Origin of the sequence: Streptacidiphilus anmyonensis (assembly GCF_000787855.1) — a bacterium.
GTDB classification, from domain to species: domain Bacteria; phylum Actinomycetota; class Actinomycetes; order Streptomycetales; family Streptomycetaceae; genus Streptacidiphilus; species Streptacidiphilus anmyonensis.
In genome coordinates, this window is sequence record NZ_BBPQ01000015.1 from 1 (window position 1) to 16,148 (window position 16,148).

General features: G+C 72.5%; 12 protein-coding genes. 7 read left to right on the forward strand and 5 right to left on the reverse strand.

Annotated elements, in window-relative coordinates:
- Window positions 1-49: 49 nt before the first annotated feature.
- The 4 genes from TR50_RS16360 to TR50_RS16375 form a co-directional block, all read right to left on the reverse strand.
- A complete protein-coding gene (locus TR50_RS16360; RefSeq protein ID WP_042421410.1) occupies window positions 50-2,833 on the reverse strand; it encodes a SpoIIE family protein phosphatase in 2,784 nt (927 codons plus the stop codon).
- A 77-nt stretch (window positions 2,834-2,910) separates the two neighbouring features.
- Window positions 2,911-3,531, reverse strand: a complete 621-nt coding sequence (locus TR50_RS16365; RefSeq protein ID WP_042421412.1) for an L-threonylcarbamoyladenylate synthase — start codon at window positions 3,529-3,531, stop codon at window positions 2,911-2,913.
- A gap of 54 nt (window positions 3,532-3,585) precedes the next feature.
- Window positions 3,586-4,932, reverse strand: coding sequence for an alpha/beta hydrolase family protein (locus TR50_RS16370; protein WP_236654443.1), 1,347 nt, complete (start codon window positions 4,930-4,932; stop codon window positions 3,586-3,588).
- A gap of 117 nt (window positions 4,933-5,049) precedes the next feature.
- Window positions 5,050-6,975: an ArnT family glycosyltransferase gene (locus tag TR50_RS16375; RefSeq protein WP_042421413.1), complete on the reverse strand. Its 1,926-nt coding sequence runs from the start codon at window positions 6,973-6,975 to the stop codon at window positions 5,050-5,052.
- 287 nt (window positions 6,976-7,262) lie between these two features.
- Here TR50_RS16375 and TR50_RS16380 point away from each other — a divergent pair, with 287 nt between their 5' ends.
- The 5 genes from TR50_RS16380 (at window position 7,263) to TR50_RS16400 (ending at window position 13,320) form a co-directional block, all read left to right on the forward strand.
- Window positions 7,263-9,551, forward strand: a complete 2,289-nt coding sequence (locus TR50_RS16380; RefSeq protein ID WP_052441043.1) for a HAMP domain-containing protein — start codon at window positions 7,263-7,265, stop codon at window positions 9,549-9,551.
- Window positions 9,552-9,572: 21 nt separating this feature from the next.
- A complete protein-coding gene (gene pgsB, locus TR50_RS16385) occupies window positions 9,573-11,177 on the forward strand; it encodes a poly-gamma-glutamate synthase PgsB (protein WP_084700418.1) in 1,605 nt (534 codons plus the stop codon).
- Window positions 11,174-11,656 (forward strand): poly-gamma-glutamate biosynthesis protein PgsC/CapC, encoded by a 483-nt coding sequence (locus tag TR50_RS16390; protein WP_042421414.1) that lies wholly within the window; start codon window positions 11,174-11,176, stop codon window positions 11,654-11,656. The genes pgsB and TR50_RS16390 overlap by 4 nt, the downstream gene beginning before the upstream one ends.
- Window positions 11,657-11,709: 53 nt before the next feature.
- A complete protein-coding gene (locus TR50_RS16395; protein WP_042421415.1) occupies window positions 11,710-12,774 on the forward strand; it encodes an NlpC/P60 family protein in 1,065 nt (354 codons plus the stop codon).
- Window positions 12,775-12,861: 87 nt separating this feature from the next.
- On the forward strand, window positions 12,862-13,320 hold the full coding sequence (locus tag TR50_RS16400) for a flavodoxin family protein (protein WP_042421416.1): 459 nt from the start codon (window positions 12,862-12,864) through the stop codon (window positions 13,318-13,320).
- Window positions 13,321-13,329: 9 nt separating this feature from the next.
- Here the strand turns inward: TR50_RS16400 and TR50_RS16405 are convergent, their stop codons facing one another.
- The gene (locus tag TR50_RS16405; RefSeq protein WP_042421417.1) at window positions 13,330-14,670 is read right to left on the reverse strand and encodes a lipase family protein; all 1,341 of its coding nucleotides are present in this window, start codon (window positions 14,668-14,670) and stop codon (window positions 13,330-13,332) included.
- Window positions 14,671-14,834: 164 nt separating this feature from the next.
- On the opposite strand from TR50_RS16405, the gene TR50_RS16410 reads away from it, so the two are divergent.
- The gene (locus TR50_RS16410; RefSeq protein ID WP_042421419.1) at window positions 14,835-15,212 is read left to right on the forward strand and encodes a YidH family protein; all 378 of its coding nucleotides are present in this window, start codon (window positions 14,835-14,837) and stop codon (window positions 15,210-15,212) included.
- A gap of 79 nt (window positions 15,213-15,291) precedes the next feature.
- Window positions 15,292-16,143 carry a class I SAM-dependent methyltransferase gene (locus TR50_RS16415; protein ID WP_369405744.1) on the forward strand — a complete coding sequence of 284 codons (852 nt, stop codon included), beginning with the start codon at window positions 15,292-15,294 and terminating at the stop codon, window positions 16,141-16,143.
- Window positions 16,144-16,148 lie beyond the last annotated feature (5 nt).

Below are 16,148 nucleotides of genomic sequence, written 5' to 3' on the forward strand. Positions count from 1 at the left end.
GCCACGCGCCGCGCGGGCGCTCGCCGCGCCGGATCCGCCGCCGGGGGCGTCAGTCCTCCGGGAGCAGGGTCTGTTCGCACCAGATGGTCTTGCCGTTGGCGGTCTGGCGGGTGCCCCAGCGCTGGGTGAGCTGGGCGACGAGGAGGAGGCCCCGGCCGCCCTCGTCGAAGGTGCGGGCGCGACGGAGGTGGGGGGCGGTGCCGCTGCCGTCGGAGACCTCGCAGATCAGGGTGCGGACGGGGGCGCCGCCCGGACCGGTCAGCGGTTGCGGGTGGATCAGCCGCAGCTGGATCGGCTCGCGGCCGTAGCGGATGGCGTTGGTGACGAGCTCGCTGATGACCAGCTCGGTGACGAACCCGGCCTCGTCCAGGCCCCACGCCGCCAGGCGACGGCTCGCCTCCGCCCGCATGCCCGCGACCGCCGCCGGATCCGCGGGCACGTCCCAGCTCGCCACCCGGTCGTCGTCCAGGCGTCGCACCCGGGCCACCAGCAGCGCGGCGTCGTCGACGGGTCGCTCCGGCAGCAGGGTAGTGACGATGTGGTCACACAGCGCGTCCAGCGAACCGTCGGAGGCGGCCAGGGCGCGCCGCAGGGAGTCCAGCCCGACGTCGATCGCGCGCTGCCGGTTCTCGACCAGGCCGTCGGTGTAGAGGGCGAGCAGGCTCCCCTCGGGCAGGACGGTCTCGACCGCCTCGAAGGGGAGGCCGCCGAGCCCGAGCGGGGGCCCGGCGGGCAGCTCCAGGACGCTCGCGGTGCCGTCGGGGTGGGCAACGGCCGGCGGCGGGTGACCGGCGCGGGCCAGGGAGCAGCGGCCGGACACGGGGTCGTAGACGGCGTACAGGCAGGTCGCGCCGACGTCCGCGACGGGCGTGCGGTCCGGCCCGGTCGCAGTGTCGGTGTCGGTGTCGGCGGCCAGCCGGATGACGAGGTCGTCGAGGTGGGTGAGCAGTTCGTCGGGCGGAAGGTCGGCGTCGGAGAGGGTCCGCACGGCGGAGCGCAGCTGGCCCATGGTCGCGGAGGCCTGGAGGCCGTGGCCGACCACGTCGCCGACGACGAGCGCGACCCGCGCGCCGGACAGCGGGATCACGTCGAACCAGTCGCCGCCCACGCCGAGCCGGGGGTCGGCCGGCAGGTAGCGGAAGGCCGCCTCCACCGCGGACTGCTCCGGCAGGCGCCGGGGCAGCAGGCTGTGCTGGAGGGTGAGCGCCGCGGTGTGCTCACGGGTGAAGCGGTGGGCGTTGTCCAGGCAGACCGCCGCGCGGGCGACCAGCTCCTCGGCCAGGGCCAGGTCGTCGGCCGCGAACGGCTCGGGGTGCCGGGAGCGGAGGAAGTCGACGACGCCGAGCGTCGTGCCGCGGGCGATGACCGGGACCACCATCCAGGAGTGGATGCCGTAGGTCCGGCAGGTGGCGGAACGGGCGGGGTCCTGGGCGAGCCAGGCGCCGATGGCGGGGTCCTCCACCTGGTGCAGCTCGGACCGGCCGGTCTCCAGGCAGCGGGCCTGCGGCGAGGCCTCGGTGTAGAAGTCGGCCTCGCCCACCTCGACCACGGCCTCGGGCGCGCCGTCCAGGACGGACCGGTTGGCCACCCGGCGCAGCACCGCCCCGGTGACCGGCCCGGGGACCGGTCCGTTGCCGCTCAGCAGGTCCTCCACCAGGTTGACGCTGACGAAGTCGGCGAGCCGGGGCACCGCCACGTCGGCCAGTTCCTGCGCGGTGACGGAGACGTCGAGGGTGGTGCCGATGCGCATGCCCGCGTCGTAGAGCAGCTTGAGCCGCTCCCTGGCCTCCTCCGCCCGGTCGGCCACCGTCAGCAGCTCGGTGGTGTCCCGCAGCGTCGCCACGTATCCGGAGGGGCCGCTGCGGGTCTGCGTGGGGCGGAGGTTGACGGCCAGTAGGCGGTCGCCGGCCGGGTGCACCTCGTCGGTGACGGTCCGCCCGGACGCCAGCAGCCCGGCCATGCCCGGTTCCAGGCCCAGCTCGTCCAGGGGCAGCCCCGGCGCGTCCGGGGCCAGGCCGAGCAGGTGCTGCGCCTCGTCGTTGGCGAGCACCAGGCGCATCTCGGCGTCCAGGATCAGCACGCCCTCGCGGACGCTGTGCAGCACGGCGTCGTGGTGTTCGTACATGCGGGTCATCTCGACCGGCCCCAGGCCGTGGGTCTGGCGGCGCAGCCGGTTGCTCACCAGCAGGGCCCCGCCCCCGGCGATCACCAGTGCCCCGCCCGCCAGGCCGAGCAGCAGGGGCTGCTGGCGGTTGGCGGTGGCCGCGACGTCGGTGGTCTGGACGCCCGTGGAGACGAGTCCGACGACGTTGCCGTGGGCGTCCTTGACGGGGACGAGGGCGCGGACGGCGCTCTGCGGGGAGCCCTTGAAGACCTCGGTGAAGGACTGCCCGGCGGCCGCCCGGGCGATGTCGCCCTGCGCGCGCTGGCCGATCAGGCCCGGGTCCGGGTCCGTGTACCGGATCCCGTCCTTGCTGAGGACGTCGACGAAGTCGACGCCGGAGCCCTGCTGGGCCTGGAGGGTCAGCGGCTGGAGCTCCGCGGTGGGGTCGTGCGACTGGAGGGCCTGGACCAGGCCGGGGGCGTGGGCGAAGCCCGCCGCGACGGCGAGCGCCCGGTCGCGGGCGTCGGTCTGGGCGTCGTGCGTGCTCTTGAGTGCGAGGGCGATCGTCGCGGCGACGACGAGGAGCAGCAGGACGGTCAGCTGCCAGACGAAGGCCTGGCCGGCGACGCTCCAGCCACGACGCCGGCCGGTCGGTCGGCCGGCCCGTCGGTTGGGCGAGGCCGATCGCGCGGGGCTCCCCCGCGACGAGAAGAGGCCGAATCTGCCCATATGTACTCTTTACCCCGCCTGCACCTTTTACCCCGCCGGACCGTGCCGAGCGGGAAGCGGGAGGCGGAGGCGCGGCCCTACTCGAACCGGGAGGGGTCGCCCGCGCCCCGGCGGACGATCTCGGCGTCGCCGCCGGAGAAGTCGACCACCGTGGTGGGCTCGGTGCCGCAGTCGCCCGAGTCCAGCACCGCGTCCACCTCGTGGTCGAGCCGCTCCTTGATCTCCCAGCCCTGCGTCATCGGCTCGTCCTCGTCCGGCAGCAGCAGCGTGCTGGAGAGCAGCGGCTCCCCCAGCTCGGCGAGCAGGGCCTGGGTGACGACGTGGTCCGGGATCCGGACTCCGACCGTCTTCTTCTTCGGATGCAGCAGCTGCCGCGGCACCTCGTTGGTGGCGGGCAGGATGAAGGTGTAGCTGCCGGGCGTCGCCGCCTTGATCGCCCGGAAGACCCTGTTGTCGATGTGCACGAACTGCCCGAGCTGGGCGAAGTTCTGGCACATCAGCGTGAAGTGGTGACGGTCGTCCAGGTGCCGGATCGACCGGATCCGGGACAGGCCCTCGCGGTTGCCCAACTGGCACCCGAGGGCGAAACACGAGTCCGTCGGGTAGGCGACGAGCGAGCCGGACCGGATCAGGTCGACCACGTTGTCGAGGATGCGGGCCTGCGGGTTCTGCGGATGCACGTCGAAGTACTTCGCCATCCGCAGAGCCTACGGGATCGGGCGGTCAACTCCCCGACGCCACAACGCCGACCGTCAGCGAACGAAACCGATCTCCGGGTAGGACGAGCTGGACCCCTCGAGCAGGGTGCTGTGCCGGCCGCGCAGCTCCTGGTCGAAGAAGGCGGCCAGGTAGACCCGCTGGATCTCGATCGCCCGGTCCGGGTCGATCGTGCCGAACTGCTGCTGGAGCTGGGACTGGGAGATCCCGGCCAGCCTCGCGTACTCCGGGACCAGCGCCTCGTTGTCGCTGAACGACAGGTGCGCCGCCCCGTGCAGCTGGATGTCGAGGTGGTACCCCGTCAGGTGCGACCACAGGGTGCGCCACGACGAGTCGTCGTTGCGGTTGTGGGTGCCGGAGCTGAACAGCATGAAGGGACGGTTCAGGTTCTTGCCCGGCGCGGAGCCGAAGAACTGGCCGTCCAGGTCGGCGCCGGCCTTGATCCGGGAGTCGAGCTGCATGGAGGTGTCGACCGCCGCGCCGCCGAGCGACCAGCCGAACATGCCGATCTTCGACATGTCCACCGCGCCGGCCAGCCCCTTGGGGAGGGTCGCGTGGTCGGCGTCCGGGTCCTTGCCGTTGGCTATCGCCTGGAGCTGGTTGATGACGAACTTGATGTCGTCCGCGCGCACGTTCAGCGTGACCGAGGAGTGCGCGTTCGAGGGCATCGTGTTGACCTCGACCCGGTTGCCGGGGAACTGCACCTCGCTGGCGTCGTGCGTGTGGTCGACGGTGACGACGATGTAGCCGCGGCTGGCCATGTCCTCGGCCAGGGCGGTGCCCATCGAGCGGTCCGAGTGCAGGCCGGTGGAGTACAGCAGGACCGGCAGCTTGCCGAGCTTGGTGTCCACCGGGGCCAGCACGTGGCCGGCGGTCGTCGGCAGGCTCACCTCCTGCGTCGTCAGGCCGCGGGAGGCGAGGAAGCTGGCGCCGGAGAGGGACGGCATGTACGGAGCGGCGTAGTGCCCGGAGGTGGAGGCGGCGGGGTACCAGACCGACACCATGAGCTCACGCGCCTCGTTGGCGACCACGTACGGGTCGGTACGGGTCTTGTCGACGAGGTGCATGCTGAAGGTGCCGACGGCGTACTTGCCGGTCGGCGCGGGGATGCTGAGCTGCTGGGGGGTCATGCCGCCGTGCTGGGCCTTGGCCGTCACGGTCGGGTGGACGGCCTGGTGCTGGAGCGGAGCCTCGTCGTTCTGCGGCGACCAGGGCATGGTGTCGTCGTCGGGCGAGTACCCCGTGGCGGTGGGCGTGCCGGACGACTTGCCGGCGGCCATCGCGGGCGAGACCCCCGCGCCCAGGACGACGGCCAGCAGGCCCGTGGTGCCGACCGCTCTGGCGATCACTCGGCTGCTCTGGCGCGGGCGACGGTGGCGCATGGAGCCCCCTCCTCGTTCATGTTCCTCGATCGCGCCCCGGCGATCGGATGCCGCACACAGTACCGCCGTCGAAGCCCGCCGATTCCCCGGGCCTGACGATCCGTCGACGAAGCGACGTCAGTGCTGGCTGCGGCAGTCGTACAGGGACGTGGTCCCGTTGGTCGCCTCGCCGTAGGCCATGGGCGAGACCAGGGTGCAGTGGGCGGTCACCCAGCGGCTGGCGTCGGTCTTCGGCCTGATGGAGGTGGTGATGACGTACCGGAGCTGCCCCTGCTGCACCAGCTGGGCCATGTCCTGCGCGGACGGGAACGGGGTGTTCCCGGTGAAGCCGCCGGTCACCAGGATCGGGTCCGAGGTCGCGCGCAGCAGCGGCTCGGCCGGCTCCGCGCTCTGGGTGGCCACCAGGTAGCGGGTCGTGCCGCGGTTCTGCTGCAGGTAGGTGAGGAGCTTGCCGTAGCGGCCCGCGGCGGGGCCGAAGCCGACGGGCGAGCCGCCCTGGTGGTGCAGCAGCTGGGTGTAGCCGATCCCGACGGGCCCGGCCAGCGGCGAGGTGGCGCTGCCCGCGTACAGCGGGTCGAGCGTGGCGAAGCACCACACGGCGGGGGCCAGCACGACCGCGAGCAGGCCGGTCGCAGCGGAGGCCGCGGTGACCGCGTCGATCCGGGGGCGGACCGCCGTGCCGCCCCGGGCCAGGCCCGCGGCCGCGACGAGGGCGAGCAGGCCGACGACGGGGACGAGCCAGACGTTGAAGCTCTTGTACTTCGAGCTGACCACCGCCGCCCAGAGCACGCCGACCAGCAGCGCCGCGAGCAGGGCGCGGCTGCGGTCGCCGCCGGCGCGGTAGGCGTCCCAGGCCGTGGTGAGGCCCTCCGCGGCCAGCGCGGCGATCGCGGGGGCCAGCACGACCAGGTAGTAGTCGTGGATGCCCGAGGACGCCCCGAAGGCCATGGTGTTGATCAGCAGCCAGCCGCCCCAGAGCAGGTGGCCGGCGCGTCGCTGGTCGGTGCGCGGCTCGCCGCGCCGCCAGGCCAGGCCGATGCCGAGGCCCAGCAGGGCGATCGGCAGGAACCAGCTGATCTGCGGCGCCGCGGTGTGGTTGACCAGCACCGTCCAGCCGGAGCCGCCCACCGGGCGGCTCGCCGCGGTGCCCGCGACGCTGCCGAACCCGGCGGTGGCGCCCACGCCGCCGCTGCCGAAGCGGGAGAGGCCGTTGTAGCCGAAGGCCAGGGCGAAGGGGTTGTTCCCGGTCGTGCCGTCCAGGTACGGGCGGTCGCTCGCGGGCATGGCGAGGACCCACAGCATCCACGAGCAGGAGGCGAACAGCGCGACCAGGCCCGCGACGACCGTGTTCCTGATGCGCCGTCGCAGGTCGCCCGGCGTCGCGTACACCGCGACCAGGGCGAAGACCGGCAGGACGACCCAGGACTGGAGCATCTTGGCCTGGAAGGCGAGCCCGATCCACACGGCGGCGGCGACCAGCGGGCGCAGCCCGCCGGTCCGCACGGCGTTCATGATGCTTCCGGCCGCCAGGACCAGCAGCAGAGTGAGCAGCGTGTCGGCGATGTTGCGCCGGTCCAGGGCGGTGGCGATGGGCGTCACGGCCAGCAGCAGGGCGGCCAGCAGGCCGGCGACGGCGCCGGCCCACTTCCTGACGACCCGGTAGAGCACCAGGACGGTGGCGACGCCCTCCAGCGCCTGCGGCAGCGCGACCGCCCAGACGTTCAGGCCGAAGACCCGGACCGAGAGCGCCTGGAGCCACAGCGAGCCGGGCAGCTTGTCGACGGTGATGCTGCCGCCGGAGTCGAGCCCGCCGTACCAGAAGGCGTGCCAACTCGTGGCCATGGAGCGCACGGCCGCGGTGTAGTACGGGTGCAGCGACGTGCCGCTGAGACCCCAGCCGTACAGGTAGGCGGCCAGCAGGCAGACCAGGACGAGACCTGCGACGACCCAGCCCGGCGCGCGGTCGGTGCCACGACGGCGGGCCCTGTGGGCGCGCCGGGTGCCCGCCCCAGCCGAGAAGGGACCGAGATCGGTGGTCGTCATGGGGTGGCACCTCTGCGGCGGGGGGTGAGCGGACAAAGGGGGTGATGCATCGGGAGTGTAGGCCAGTTCCCTTCGCGTACCCTCACCGGTTCGAATGAGGAGCGGAATATACGAACAATCAGGACATACCCGCTGACATCTCTTCGCACAGAAATCGCACAGCCTCGAACGTGTCGACAAAGTCTGGTAGGAAGGGGCCACTCATGTGACGCTTTTGTGCCTGTGAGCTCGGTAGCTTCGGGCAGATGAACGCCCTGGCGAGGAGCCGCGCCCTCCCTGATCCAGAGGTGAATACCCTGTCCACGCCCGCCGTGACGCCGGGGCAGCCGTCGCCGATCGTCCGCAACCGACCTCGTCGGCACAAGACCCGGCTGCGGGCCGACATGCCGCTGCTCGGCGGCGTGCGGCCGCCGATCGCCGTGCTGCTCTGCCTTCTGCTCGCCGTGGTCGCCCTGGCGATGCTCGCGCTCGGCACCACCGTGGCCGAGGACGTGCCCCAGGCCGTGCTCACCTCCCAGCAGCACATCGCCGCCGACACCGCCTCCGAGATCCGCGCCTCCGTCAACCAGGACGTGGCGGCGGCGCGGGAGTCCGCCACCGCGCTCGCCGGGGCGCAGGCCGCCGACGACGCCGCCTACCTGAAGCTGTTCACCTCGCTCGGCACCCACTGGCGCGGCGCGGCCCTGGTCGACCCCGCGACCGGCACGGAACTGGCCGTCACCGGCGAGACCTTCCCGGCCTCCGCGGTCACCGGCGTCGCCGCGGGCGACACCATCGCGCCGAAGCTGGTCACCCTGAAGAACGGGCAGACCAGGCTGCTCGCCTTCGCCTCGGTGGACATTCCGGGCCAGGGCACCCGGCTCCTGGTCGGCTCGGACCTGCTCTCGGTCCAGGCTCCCGGCGGCGACCTGACCCGCACCGTGCAGCTCGTCAACCAGCACGGCAAGGTGGTCACCAGCACCGGCCCCGCCCTGACGACCACCCAGGACCGCCGCATCCCCGCCGACGTCGCCTCGGCGTCGGCGCAGCAGGGCGACATCAACAGCACGACGCGGCCCTCCGGCTTCCTGCTGGGCAGCCTCGTCAACGGCAAGCGGACCGTCGCGGGCTGGGCCGACGTCGCGTCACAGGCCGACGGCAGCGCGGACGCCCTGCACCTGGTCGCCGTGGTCGCCGTCAGCACCGCGCAGACCTCCGCCGTCACCGGCAACACCCTGGTGGCCCTGACCGCCGCCGCGTCCCTGCTCGTGGCCACGCTGCTGATCACCGCCCTGCTGGTGCTCGGGCTCCAGCGACCGCTGCTGCGGCTGCACCTCGGCGGCGCCCGGCTCGCCCGCGGCGACCTCTCCCGGCCCGCCCCGCAGCCGCGGCTGGGCGAGTCCGCGCGGATCGGCCACGCCCTGGAGGCGCTGCGCGTCCAGCAGCTCGGGGCCTCCGCGCAGGAGTTCCAGCCGCTGCGCCGACCCTTCGGCGCCCGTGCGCTGGTGGTGCTGTGCGGCGTGCTCCTGGTGGCCTGGTCCGTGCCGCTGCTCTTCCTCGTCGACCGTCCGGCCAGCAACACCGTCCCGGCCCAGATGATCAGCGACCAGCAGCTGCGCACCGTCGCCGCGGCCGGCCGCATCAGCAGCAGCCTGGCCACCGGCTCCACCGACGTCGCCGGGATCGCCACGGCCATCGGCAGCCTCAGCAGCTCCGACCAGATCAAGCAGCTGCTGAGCCGGACGCTGAAGGAGCACGGGCGCTACAGCACGCTGTACGTGCTCGCTCAGGACGGCGGCGTCATCGCCCGGGTGGGCAGCAGCCCGCGTCACCAGCTCCGCACCGTGCCCGAGGGCGACGGCGTGCTCCAGCTCAACACCGGCGGCAAGGTCCCGTCGATGGCCGTCTACGCCACCGTGCCCAAGGCCGCGGCCGCCTTCGTGAAGAAGCCGACCGCCCTCGGCGCCTCGGGCCCGGTCGCCGTCGTGGGCGAGTTCGACACCACGTACCTGAACAGCATCCTCAACCACGCGGGGATGGGCCATGTCTGGCTGGTCGACGCCCACCACAAGGTGATCGGCTCCGCCCAGGGGTTCAAGGCCTTCCAGGACCTGCCCGACTCCTCGCTGACCGCACTCGCCGTCGACAACCCGTCGCAGCCCGCGCACACCCTGGCGCCCACCTCCGACGGCACGGCCATCGCGGCCAGCGCCTCGGTCGCCGCCATCCCCGGCGTCTCCCGCCAGCCCAGCTGGCAGGTCGTCAGCGCCGAGCCGGTCGCCTGGCTCGACCTGAGCGCCAACCGCACCCAGCACCTGACCATGCTCGTCGGCATGATCGGCCTGACCGTGTCCGTCATCTGCCTCGGCTGGCTCCTCGTGGTCGTCGTGCGACCGCTGCGCGAACTCGCCGGCATCGCCGAGAGACTCGCCGCGGGCGACCGCAAGAGCGTGCTGTACCCCGTGCACCACGACGAGGTCGGCTCCATCACCCGAAGCCTGGAGATCATCCGTCAACGTCTGGTGGCCGGGAGCCACCAAGCCGCCGCGTCCTCCTCAGCCGCCGCGTCCTCCCCAGCCACCGCGCCCCGGTACTGACCGATCCGAAGGAACGATTCGGTGCTCTTCCTCTACTGCGTGCTCATGATCTGCTGCGCCGGGCTGCTCCTGGCCGGCGTCGTCGAGCAACGGCGGCACTACACCTCGCTGGAGCAGATACCCGTGCGGGTGCTGGTCAACGGCATCCGCGGCAAGAGCTCCATCACCCGTCTGTGCGCGGGCGCACTGCGCGGCGGAGACCTGGTCACCGTCGCCAAGACCACCGGCACCGCCGCCCGGTTCATCCACCCGGACGCCACCGAGGAGCCGGTCTACCGCAAGTTCGGCCTGGCCAACGTGGTGGAGCAGATCGGCATCGTGCGCCGTGCCGCCGTCTACCGGCCGGACGCACTGGTGATCGAGTGCATGGCGGTCATGCCGGCGCTTCAGGAGATCAACCAGCAGAAGCTGATCCGCTCCACCATCGGCGTGCTCTGCAACGTGCGCGAGGACCACCTCGCGGAGATGGGGCCGACCCTGGACGACGTCGCCCGGTCGCTGTCGCGCTCCATGCCCGAGAACGGCGTGTGCGTCACCGCCGAGCGCGACCGGCTGCACATCCTCCAGGAGGAGGCCGACAAGCGGAACTGCCGGCTCGTCGCGGTGGACCCGGAGACCGTCAGCGACGAGGAGCTGCGCGGCTTCAGCTGGTTCACGTTCAAGGAGAACGTCGCCATCGCCCTGGCCGTCGCGGAACTGCTCGGCGTCGAGCGGCAGACCGCGCTGCGCGGCATGTGGGAGGCCCCGCCGGACCCGGGGGTGCTCTCGGTCGAGCGCTACCGGACGCCCGAGGGCAAGCGGCTGCGTTTCGCCAACGTCTTCGCCGCCAACGACCCCGAGTCCACGCTGATGAACGTGCAGCAGCTGCTGGACCTCGGGGCGATCCGCCGACCGGTCAACGTCGTCATCAACTGCCGCCCCGACCGGGTCGAGCGCAACGGGCAGATGGGCGCGATCGTGCCCGACCTGGACCCGGAGACGGTCTTCCTGATCGGCCATCCGACCAAGAGCGCGCGCGACGGCATCCCCGAGGGCTGGCGCGGCCAGATCGTCGACCTGGGCGGCGACAAGCGCGACCCCGAGGAGCTCACCCGGGACCTGCTCGCGGCGCTGCCGGCCGACTCCTCCCTCGTGGCCGTCGGCAACATCCACGGCCAGGGCGAGCTGTTCCTGGACTGCCTGGCCGAGCTGCCGCCGGACGACGAGGAGGACGACGCCTACACGCCGGCCGCCGCTCCCGCGAGCCGGTACGAGGAGTTCCCCGAGGGCATCGAGGACCCCTGGGCGTCCTGGCCCGGCGCCCAGCTGCCGGACTCGCCCACCATGACGCTGCGTCTGCCCCTCCAGCTCCAGCGTCGCCGGAGCCAGCAGTCCCGGCCGCAGTCCTCGTCGTCGTCCTCGTCCTCGTCCTCGTCCTGGTTCGGCGACGACCACAAGGCCGGGCAGCACCGGGCCGAGGAGCGCCCGACCGAGGAGTTCCGGACCGAGGAGTACCGCAGCGCCGAGCGCTACGGCGACGAGCCCTACAGCGAGCAGCGCTGGACCCCGGACCAGCACTGGGCCGGTCACCACCCCACGACGAACGACCGCCACGACACCAGCCGCCACCACGAGGAAGCCCTGTGATCCCCGCCAACGTCACCCCCCAGACCGCCGCGCTGGGTATCGCCCTGGGCCTCGTCTTCTCGCTGATCTGCTACCTCACCACCAACCTCTCGCCGGGCGGCATGATCACCCCCGGCTGGCTGGCGCTGACCCTGGTCACCGACCTGCAGCGGTTCGGGCTGGTCATCGGCGTCACCGTGCTGACCTTCCTGCTGACGGTGGCGCTCCAACGCGTCGTGATCCTCTACGGCAAGCGGCTCTTCGCCGCCGTGGTGCTCACCGCGGTGGTGCTGCAGATGACCGTCATGCTGGCGCTGCAACAGGCGTTCCCGCTGCTGTACACCGCGCAGACGCTGGGCTTCATCGTGCCGGGCCTGATCGCCTACCAGCTCGTCCGCCAGCCCAAGGCCGCCACCATCATCTCCACCACGGCGGTCACCCTGGCGGCCTATGTTGTCCTGGCAGCTGGTCTGCTGCTCGGCGCGCTGCCCACCGCCTGACCCGCCCCCACGCCCGACCCTCGACGGCGTCCAGCCTCGACCCTGGAGTTCCGATGTCCTCGCCGCTCTCCCGCCGCCGCCTGCTCGCAGGCGTCGGCGGCGTCGCCCTCGCCGGAACGGCCGCCGCGCTCGGATACGAGCTCAACAAGGGCAAGTCCGCGGCCTCGGGGCCCTCGCTCGGCAGCGCGGACGCGTCGTCCGACGCCCCGACGACGCAGTCCGGCGGCTACCGCTTCCAGCGCCAGAGCTCCCCCGGGCGCACGGTGGTCCAGGACGGCTCCGGCAACGAGCTCGCGGTCTTCACCGACGGGGCCCGCACGGCCGTGCTCGCCGGCCCGAGCCGGACCTTCAGCGAGCCCAGCACCACGCAGGCCACGGTCACCTCCAGCACCTGGGTGCGGGTACTGCCGAACGCCTGGAAGCAGGGCCAGGAGCACAGCGCCTGGTTCGCCCAGTGGTTCCCGAAGGCGCTGCACGACACCAGCCCGGACGTCCTCGGGGTGGCGTTCGAGTACAGCAGCGCGGGAGCGCCGAACCACTTCAACTCCTCGGGTCTGCGCTACGCGGGCCGGGCCCACTTCGGCCCCCGCAACCCCGGGGTGACCAGCTCCCTGGACTTCGGCTACCACGACGAGAAGTCCGACTTCTACGACTACCTCGGCATTCCCTGGACCTTCTCGGACGGCACCCACGCGCAGCCCGAGAAGGACCGCTACGGCGACGCGGACTGCTCGGGCTTCCAGCGGCTGGTGTGGGGCTACCGGATGGGCATCCCCATGCACAACACCAACACGGCCGGCGTCGGCCTGCCGCGCCGCGCCTACGCCATCGCCGCCGCCGGTCCCGGGGTGCTGCTCATCCCCAACACCGGCGCCCAGGCCACGGATCTGAGCGTGCTGCAGCCGGGCGACCTCGTCTTCTTCGCCATCCGCAAGGACCAGCCGAGCGTGATCGACCACTGCGGCATGTACCTGGGCCCGGACGACGCGGGCCGCCCCCGCTTCTACTCCAGCCGCTCCGCGGCCGACGGCCCCACCATGGGCGACCTCGCCGGCCACGCCCTGCTGGACGGCACCGACTTCTACGCCCGCGGCTTCCGCTCGGCCCGAAGACTCTGAGCCTCCGGTCCCGTGCACCGCTGATGTCACGTTCCGCGCCGCTGCCCTGTCCCCATGGGTGCAAGCGGCGACGAAAGGAGCGCGGCCATGAAGGCCCTCATCGTGTGCACCTCGGTGTCCCACGGCAACACCCGGCGGATCGCCGACGTCATGGGGCAGGAACTGCGGGCCCGGGTCGTCGAGCCCGGTCAGGTCGACCCGGAGCGGCTGTCGGGCTTCGACCTGGTGGGCTTCGGCTCGGGGATATACCTGCGCCGGTTCCACCCGCGGCTGCGCGAGTTCGTCCGTGCCCTCCCGGCGGGCGGACACGGCCGGGCGTTCGTCTTCGCGACCAGCGGGCTGCCGGGGGTGCGCTTCCAGCCGCTCGAACGGGCGCTGACGGACAAGGGCTTCCAGTTGGACGGCGCCTTCGCCTGCCGTGCCTTCGACACCTTCCTCCCGTTCAGGCTCGTGGGCGGCCTCAACAAGGGCCTGCCGGGACCGGCCGACCTGGCGGACGCCCACGCCTTCGCCGAGGGGCTGGGCCGCCGGTCGGCGAAGGCGTAGGACTCTCCGTCACGAACCGGACGTCGGCACCTCCGGGGCGAGGGAGTTGCCCGCGGCGATGCGGCCGCAGTCGGAGGGCGCGGCGTGGCCCGCGAAGCGGTCGTCCAGGTAGCCGATGGCCGCCACGGCCCAGGGGACGGCCGTGCCGATGTGGCTGAGCAGGTCGAACTGCTGGTAGTCGATCGCGCTGTCGCCGGTGGCGCAGTACTGCCGGGCGAGCGCGCGCACGTCGCCGGCGACCATCACGCCGTCTCCGGTCCCGATGCCGGGGACGTTGCTGAACGTCCCCTCCAGGACGCCTCCGTCGCCCTGGCCGATGTAGCCGGGGATGGTGGGGGTGGCGGCCGAGCCGAGGTTGATCTTGTTCACGGCGTTGACGAAGGCCGGCACCGAGTCGGGGTTCGCGTACTGCGGCTTCGCCATCTTCTTCCAGGTCAGCCCGGGGTACTCGCCGATCGCGTTCACGATCGAGCCCTGCTGGAGGCCGTTGTAGACCTGGAGGCCGTAGCTGCTCAGGTACGGCGTGAGGTCCAGACCGTAGGAGCGGGCGACGCCGATCAGCGCCATGGGGATGACGCCGGACCAGGCCAGCGAGCCGTCCACGTATTTGAGGTTGTGCGCCGGATCCACCAGCAGGCCGCCCTCGGCGAAGCCGACCAGCTTCCGGTTCACCTCCGGCGCGTACCCGGGCGCCAGGGCGGCCGCCCAGTTCGTGGCGATCGCGCCGCCGGAGTAGCCGATCAGGCCGAAGCTGGTGTCGCCGTTCAGGCCCGTGTCCGCGGCCCTGGTCGCGGCCCGGATCGAGTCCAGCGTCGCGGCGCCGTACTCCGGACCGGCCGCGAAGTCCGCGTTCTGCCCCTCGGTGTCCGGGATGACCAGGTTGTATCCCTGGAGCAGCAGGGGAGCCAGCAGCACGGACTCGGCGTTCGGGATCACGCCGCCCAGGGTGACGTCGCCCGCGATGGCACGGGAGGGGCTGTCCGCCGGGTTGAGCGAGTCGTAGAACGACTGGTAGGACACCGCCTTCGCGCTGTCGCCGCCGAGGCTGCGCACCACCGAGGTCACGTTGGCGACGGCGCGTCCCTGCGCGTCGACCGTGCGGTAGAGCAGCTGAATCACCTTCAGCGGGGTGGGCACGCCCAGGACGTGGTACTCCAGCGTCCGCTCCTTCAGCACGTCTCCGGGCGCGAAGGAGGACAGCGGACGGCTGCCGTCGTAGCTGTAGAACGCGTCGCTCGCGGCGGACGCCGCATGCGAGGTGGCGGCCTCCGCCGTGACGGCCGGGGCGACGGCGACGGTCGTCGCCGCGACGACGGCGGTGGCCAGGAGACGGGCGGCTCTTCCGGGCATAAGTCCCCCAGGGATCGTGAAACGGATCACACATGAACCTGACGACTGAGTAAGTTACCGCGCGGTAAACACAAAGCCCAGAGGCGCGACGGGAAATTCCACCCGTCGGGTGATAGGGATGGACGCACGGGCGCGGCACCGAGCACGAGCAGCGGGAGCACGAGATGGCGACGCCGGATCCGGAGGACGCGGAGCGGCCCTGGTGGGAGCAGGGCGAGGAGCCGGACTACCGCGCCACCCTCGCCAACGAACGCACCTTCCTGGCCTGGACCCGGACGTCACTCGCGCTCCTCGCGGGCTCGTTGGCCGTCCTCCCGCTGGGCGGGGTCGCGCCGCTGCCGCTGCGGCTCGCGCTGTCCGCCTACCTGATCGCCCTCGCCCTCGCCGCCGCGGTCACCGGATACGTCCAGTGGCGCCGCCGCCAGCACCGCATGCGGCTGCGCCGGCCCCTCGGCCACTCCGCCTGGCAGTCCGTGCTCCTCCTCGGCTTCCTGCTGCTGGCCGGACTCGTCTGCGCCGTCGTGGCCACCGGCTCGGGATGAACGCGCGGCCCGCACAGCGGGCAGGATGGTCGAGGACCGCTGACGCGGTGACGACTGCTCATCCGGGAGGTACGGCACAGTGACGGACGAGACTCGGCAGACCGCTCCCGCGATGCGCCCCGCCGTGCGGGAGGTGTACGGGCCCACGGATCTGAGCGCACAGCCGATGTTCGCCGGAGGGTTCATCAACTTCGGCTACTGGCGCGCCGTCGACCTCGGCCGTCCGCTCGGGGAGGCGGAACGGGTCCGCAGTCAGGTTGACCTGTACCGGCGGGTGCTGGACTCGGCCGGGCTGCGGGGCGGGCCGCCGGTGCCGCAGCTGCCGGAGGTGCTGGAGGTGGGCTGCGGGCTCGGGATGGGATGCGCGGTGACGCTGCGGGAGTACGGAGCCGCGGCGGTGACGGGCCTGGACATCCATCCGGAGCAGTTGCGGCGGGCGCGTGAGACGCACGCCGACCTGTTGCGCGAGGAGGACAGCCGACTGCGGTTCGTCCAGGGCGCGGCCGAGCGGATGCCGTTCGGCCGCGGTGAGTTCGACGTCGTCCTCAGCGTCGAGGCCGCGCAGCACTTCCCCGATCTGGCCGCCTTCGCCGCGGAGACCGCGCGCGTGCTGCGGCCCGGTGGCCGGGCCGCGGTCACCAGCTTCTTCACTGTGGACGACGTGCCCGGCCGACCCGAGGAGCTGGCGAGGCTGCTCCCCACCTTCGCCGACGGCCTCGACATCGCCCGGCCGGTGACCGCCCTTACGGACGCGTTCACCGCGGCCGGGCTCACCGACGTCCGCGTCGAGTCCATCGGCGCGGACGTCTGGCCCGGCTGGGACCTCTGGCTCAGCCGGTGGTGGGCGTCGGACACCTGGCCGCGCAACTTCCGCCGGGCCTACGAGGGCCGGGTCCTGGACTACTTCGTCGTCACCGCGCGCCGACCATAGACTCG

Excerpts from the sequence above, each read along its gene's own strand:
- TR50_RS16360 (WP_042421410.1), bottom strand. The coding sequence starts at position 2,833 with ATGGGCAGATTCGGCCTCTTCTCGTCGCGGGGGAGCCCCGCGCGATCG.
- TR50_RS16365 (WP_042421412.1), bottom strand. The coding sequence starts at position 3,531 with ATGGCGAAGTACTTCGACGTGCATCCGCAGAACCCGCAGGCCCGCATC.
- TR50_RS16370 (WP_236654443.1), bottom strand. The coding sequence starts at position 4,932 with ATGCGCCACCGTCGCCCGCGCCAGAGCAGCCGAGTGATCGCCAGAGCG.
- TR50_RS16375 (WP_042421413.1), bottom strand. The coding sequence starts at position 6,975 with ATGACGACCACCGATCTCGGTCCCTTCTCGGCTGGGGCGGGCACCCGG.
- TR50_RS16395 (WP_042421415.1), top strand. The coding sequence starts at position 11,710 with ATGTCCTCGCCGCTCTCCCGCCGCCGCCTGCTCGCAGGCGTCGGCGGC.
- TR50_RS16400 (WP_042421416.1), top strand. The coding sequence starts at position 12,862 with ATGAAGGCCCTCATCGTGTGCACCTCGGTGTCCCACGGCAACACCCGG.
- TR50_RS16405 (WP_042421417.1), bottom strand. The coding sequence starts at position 14,670 with ATGCCCGGAAGAGCCGCCCGTCTCCTGGCCACCGCCGTCGTCGCGGCG.
- TR50_RS16410 (WP_042421419.1), top strand. The coding sequence starts at position 14,835 with ATGGCGACGCCGGATCCGGAGGACGCGGAGCGGCCCTGGTGGGAGCAG.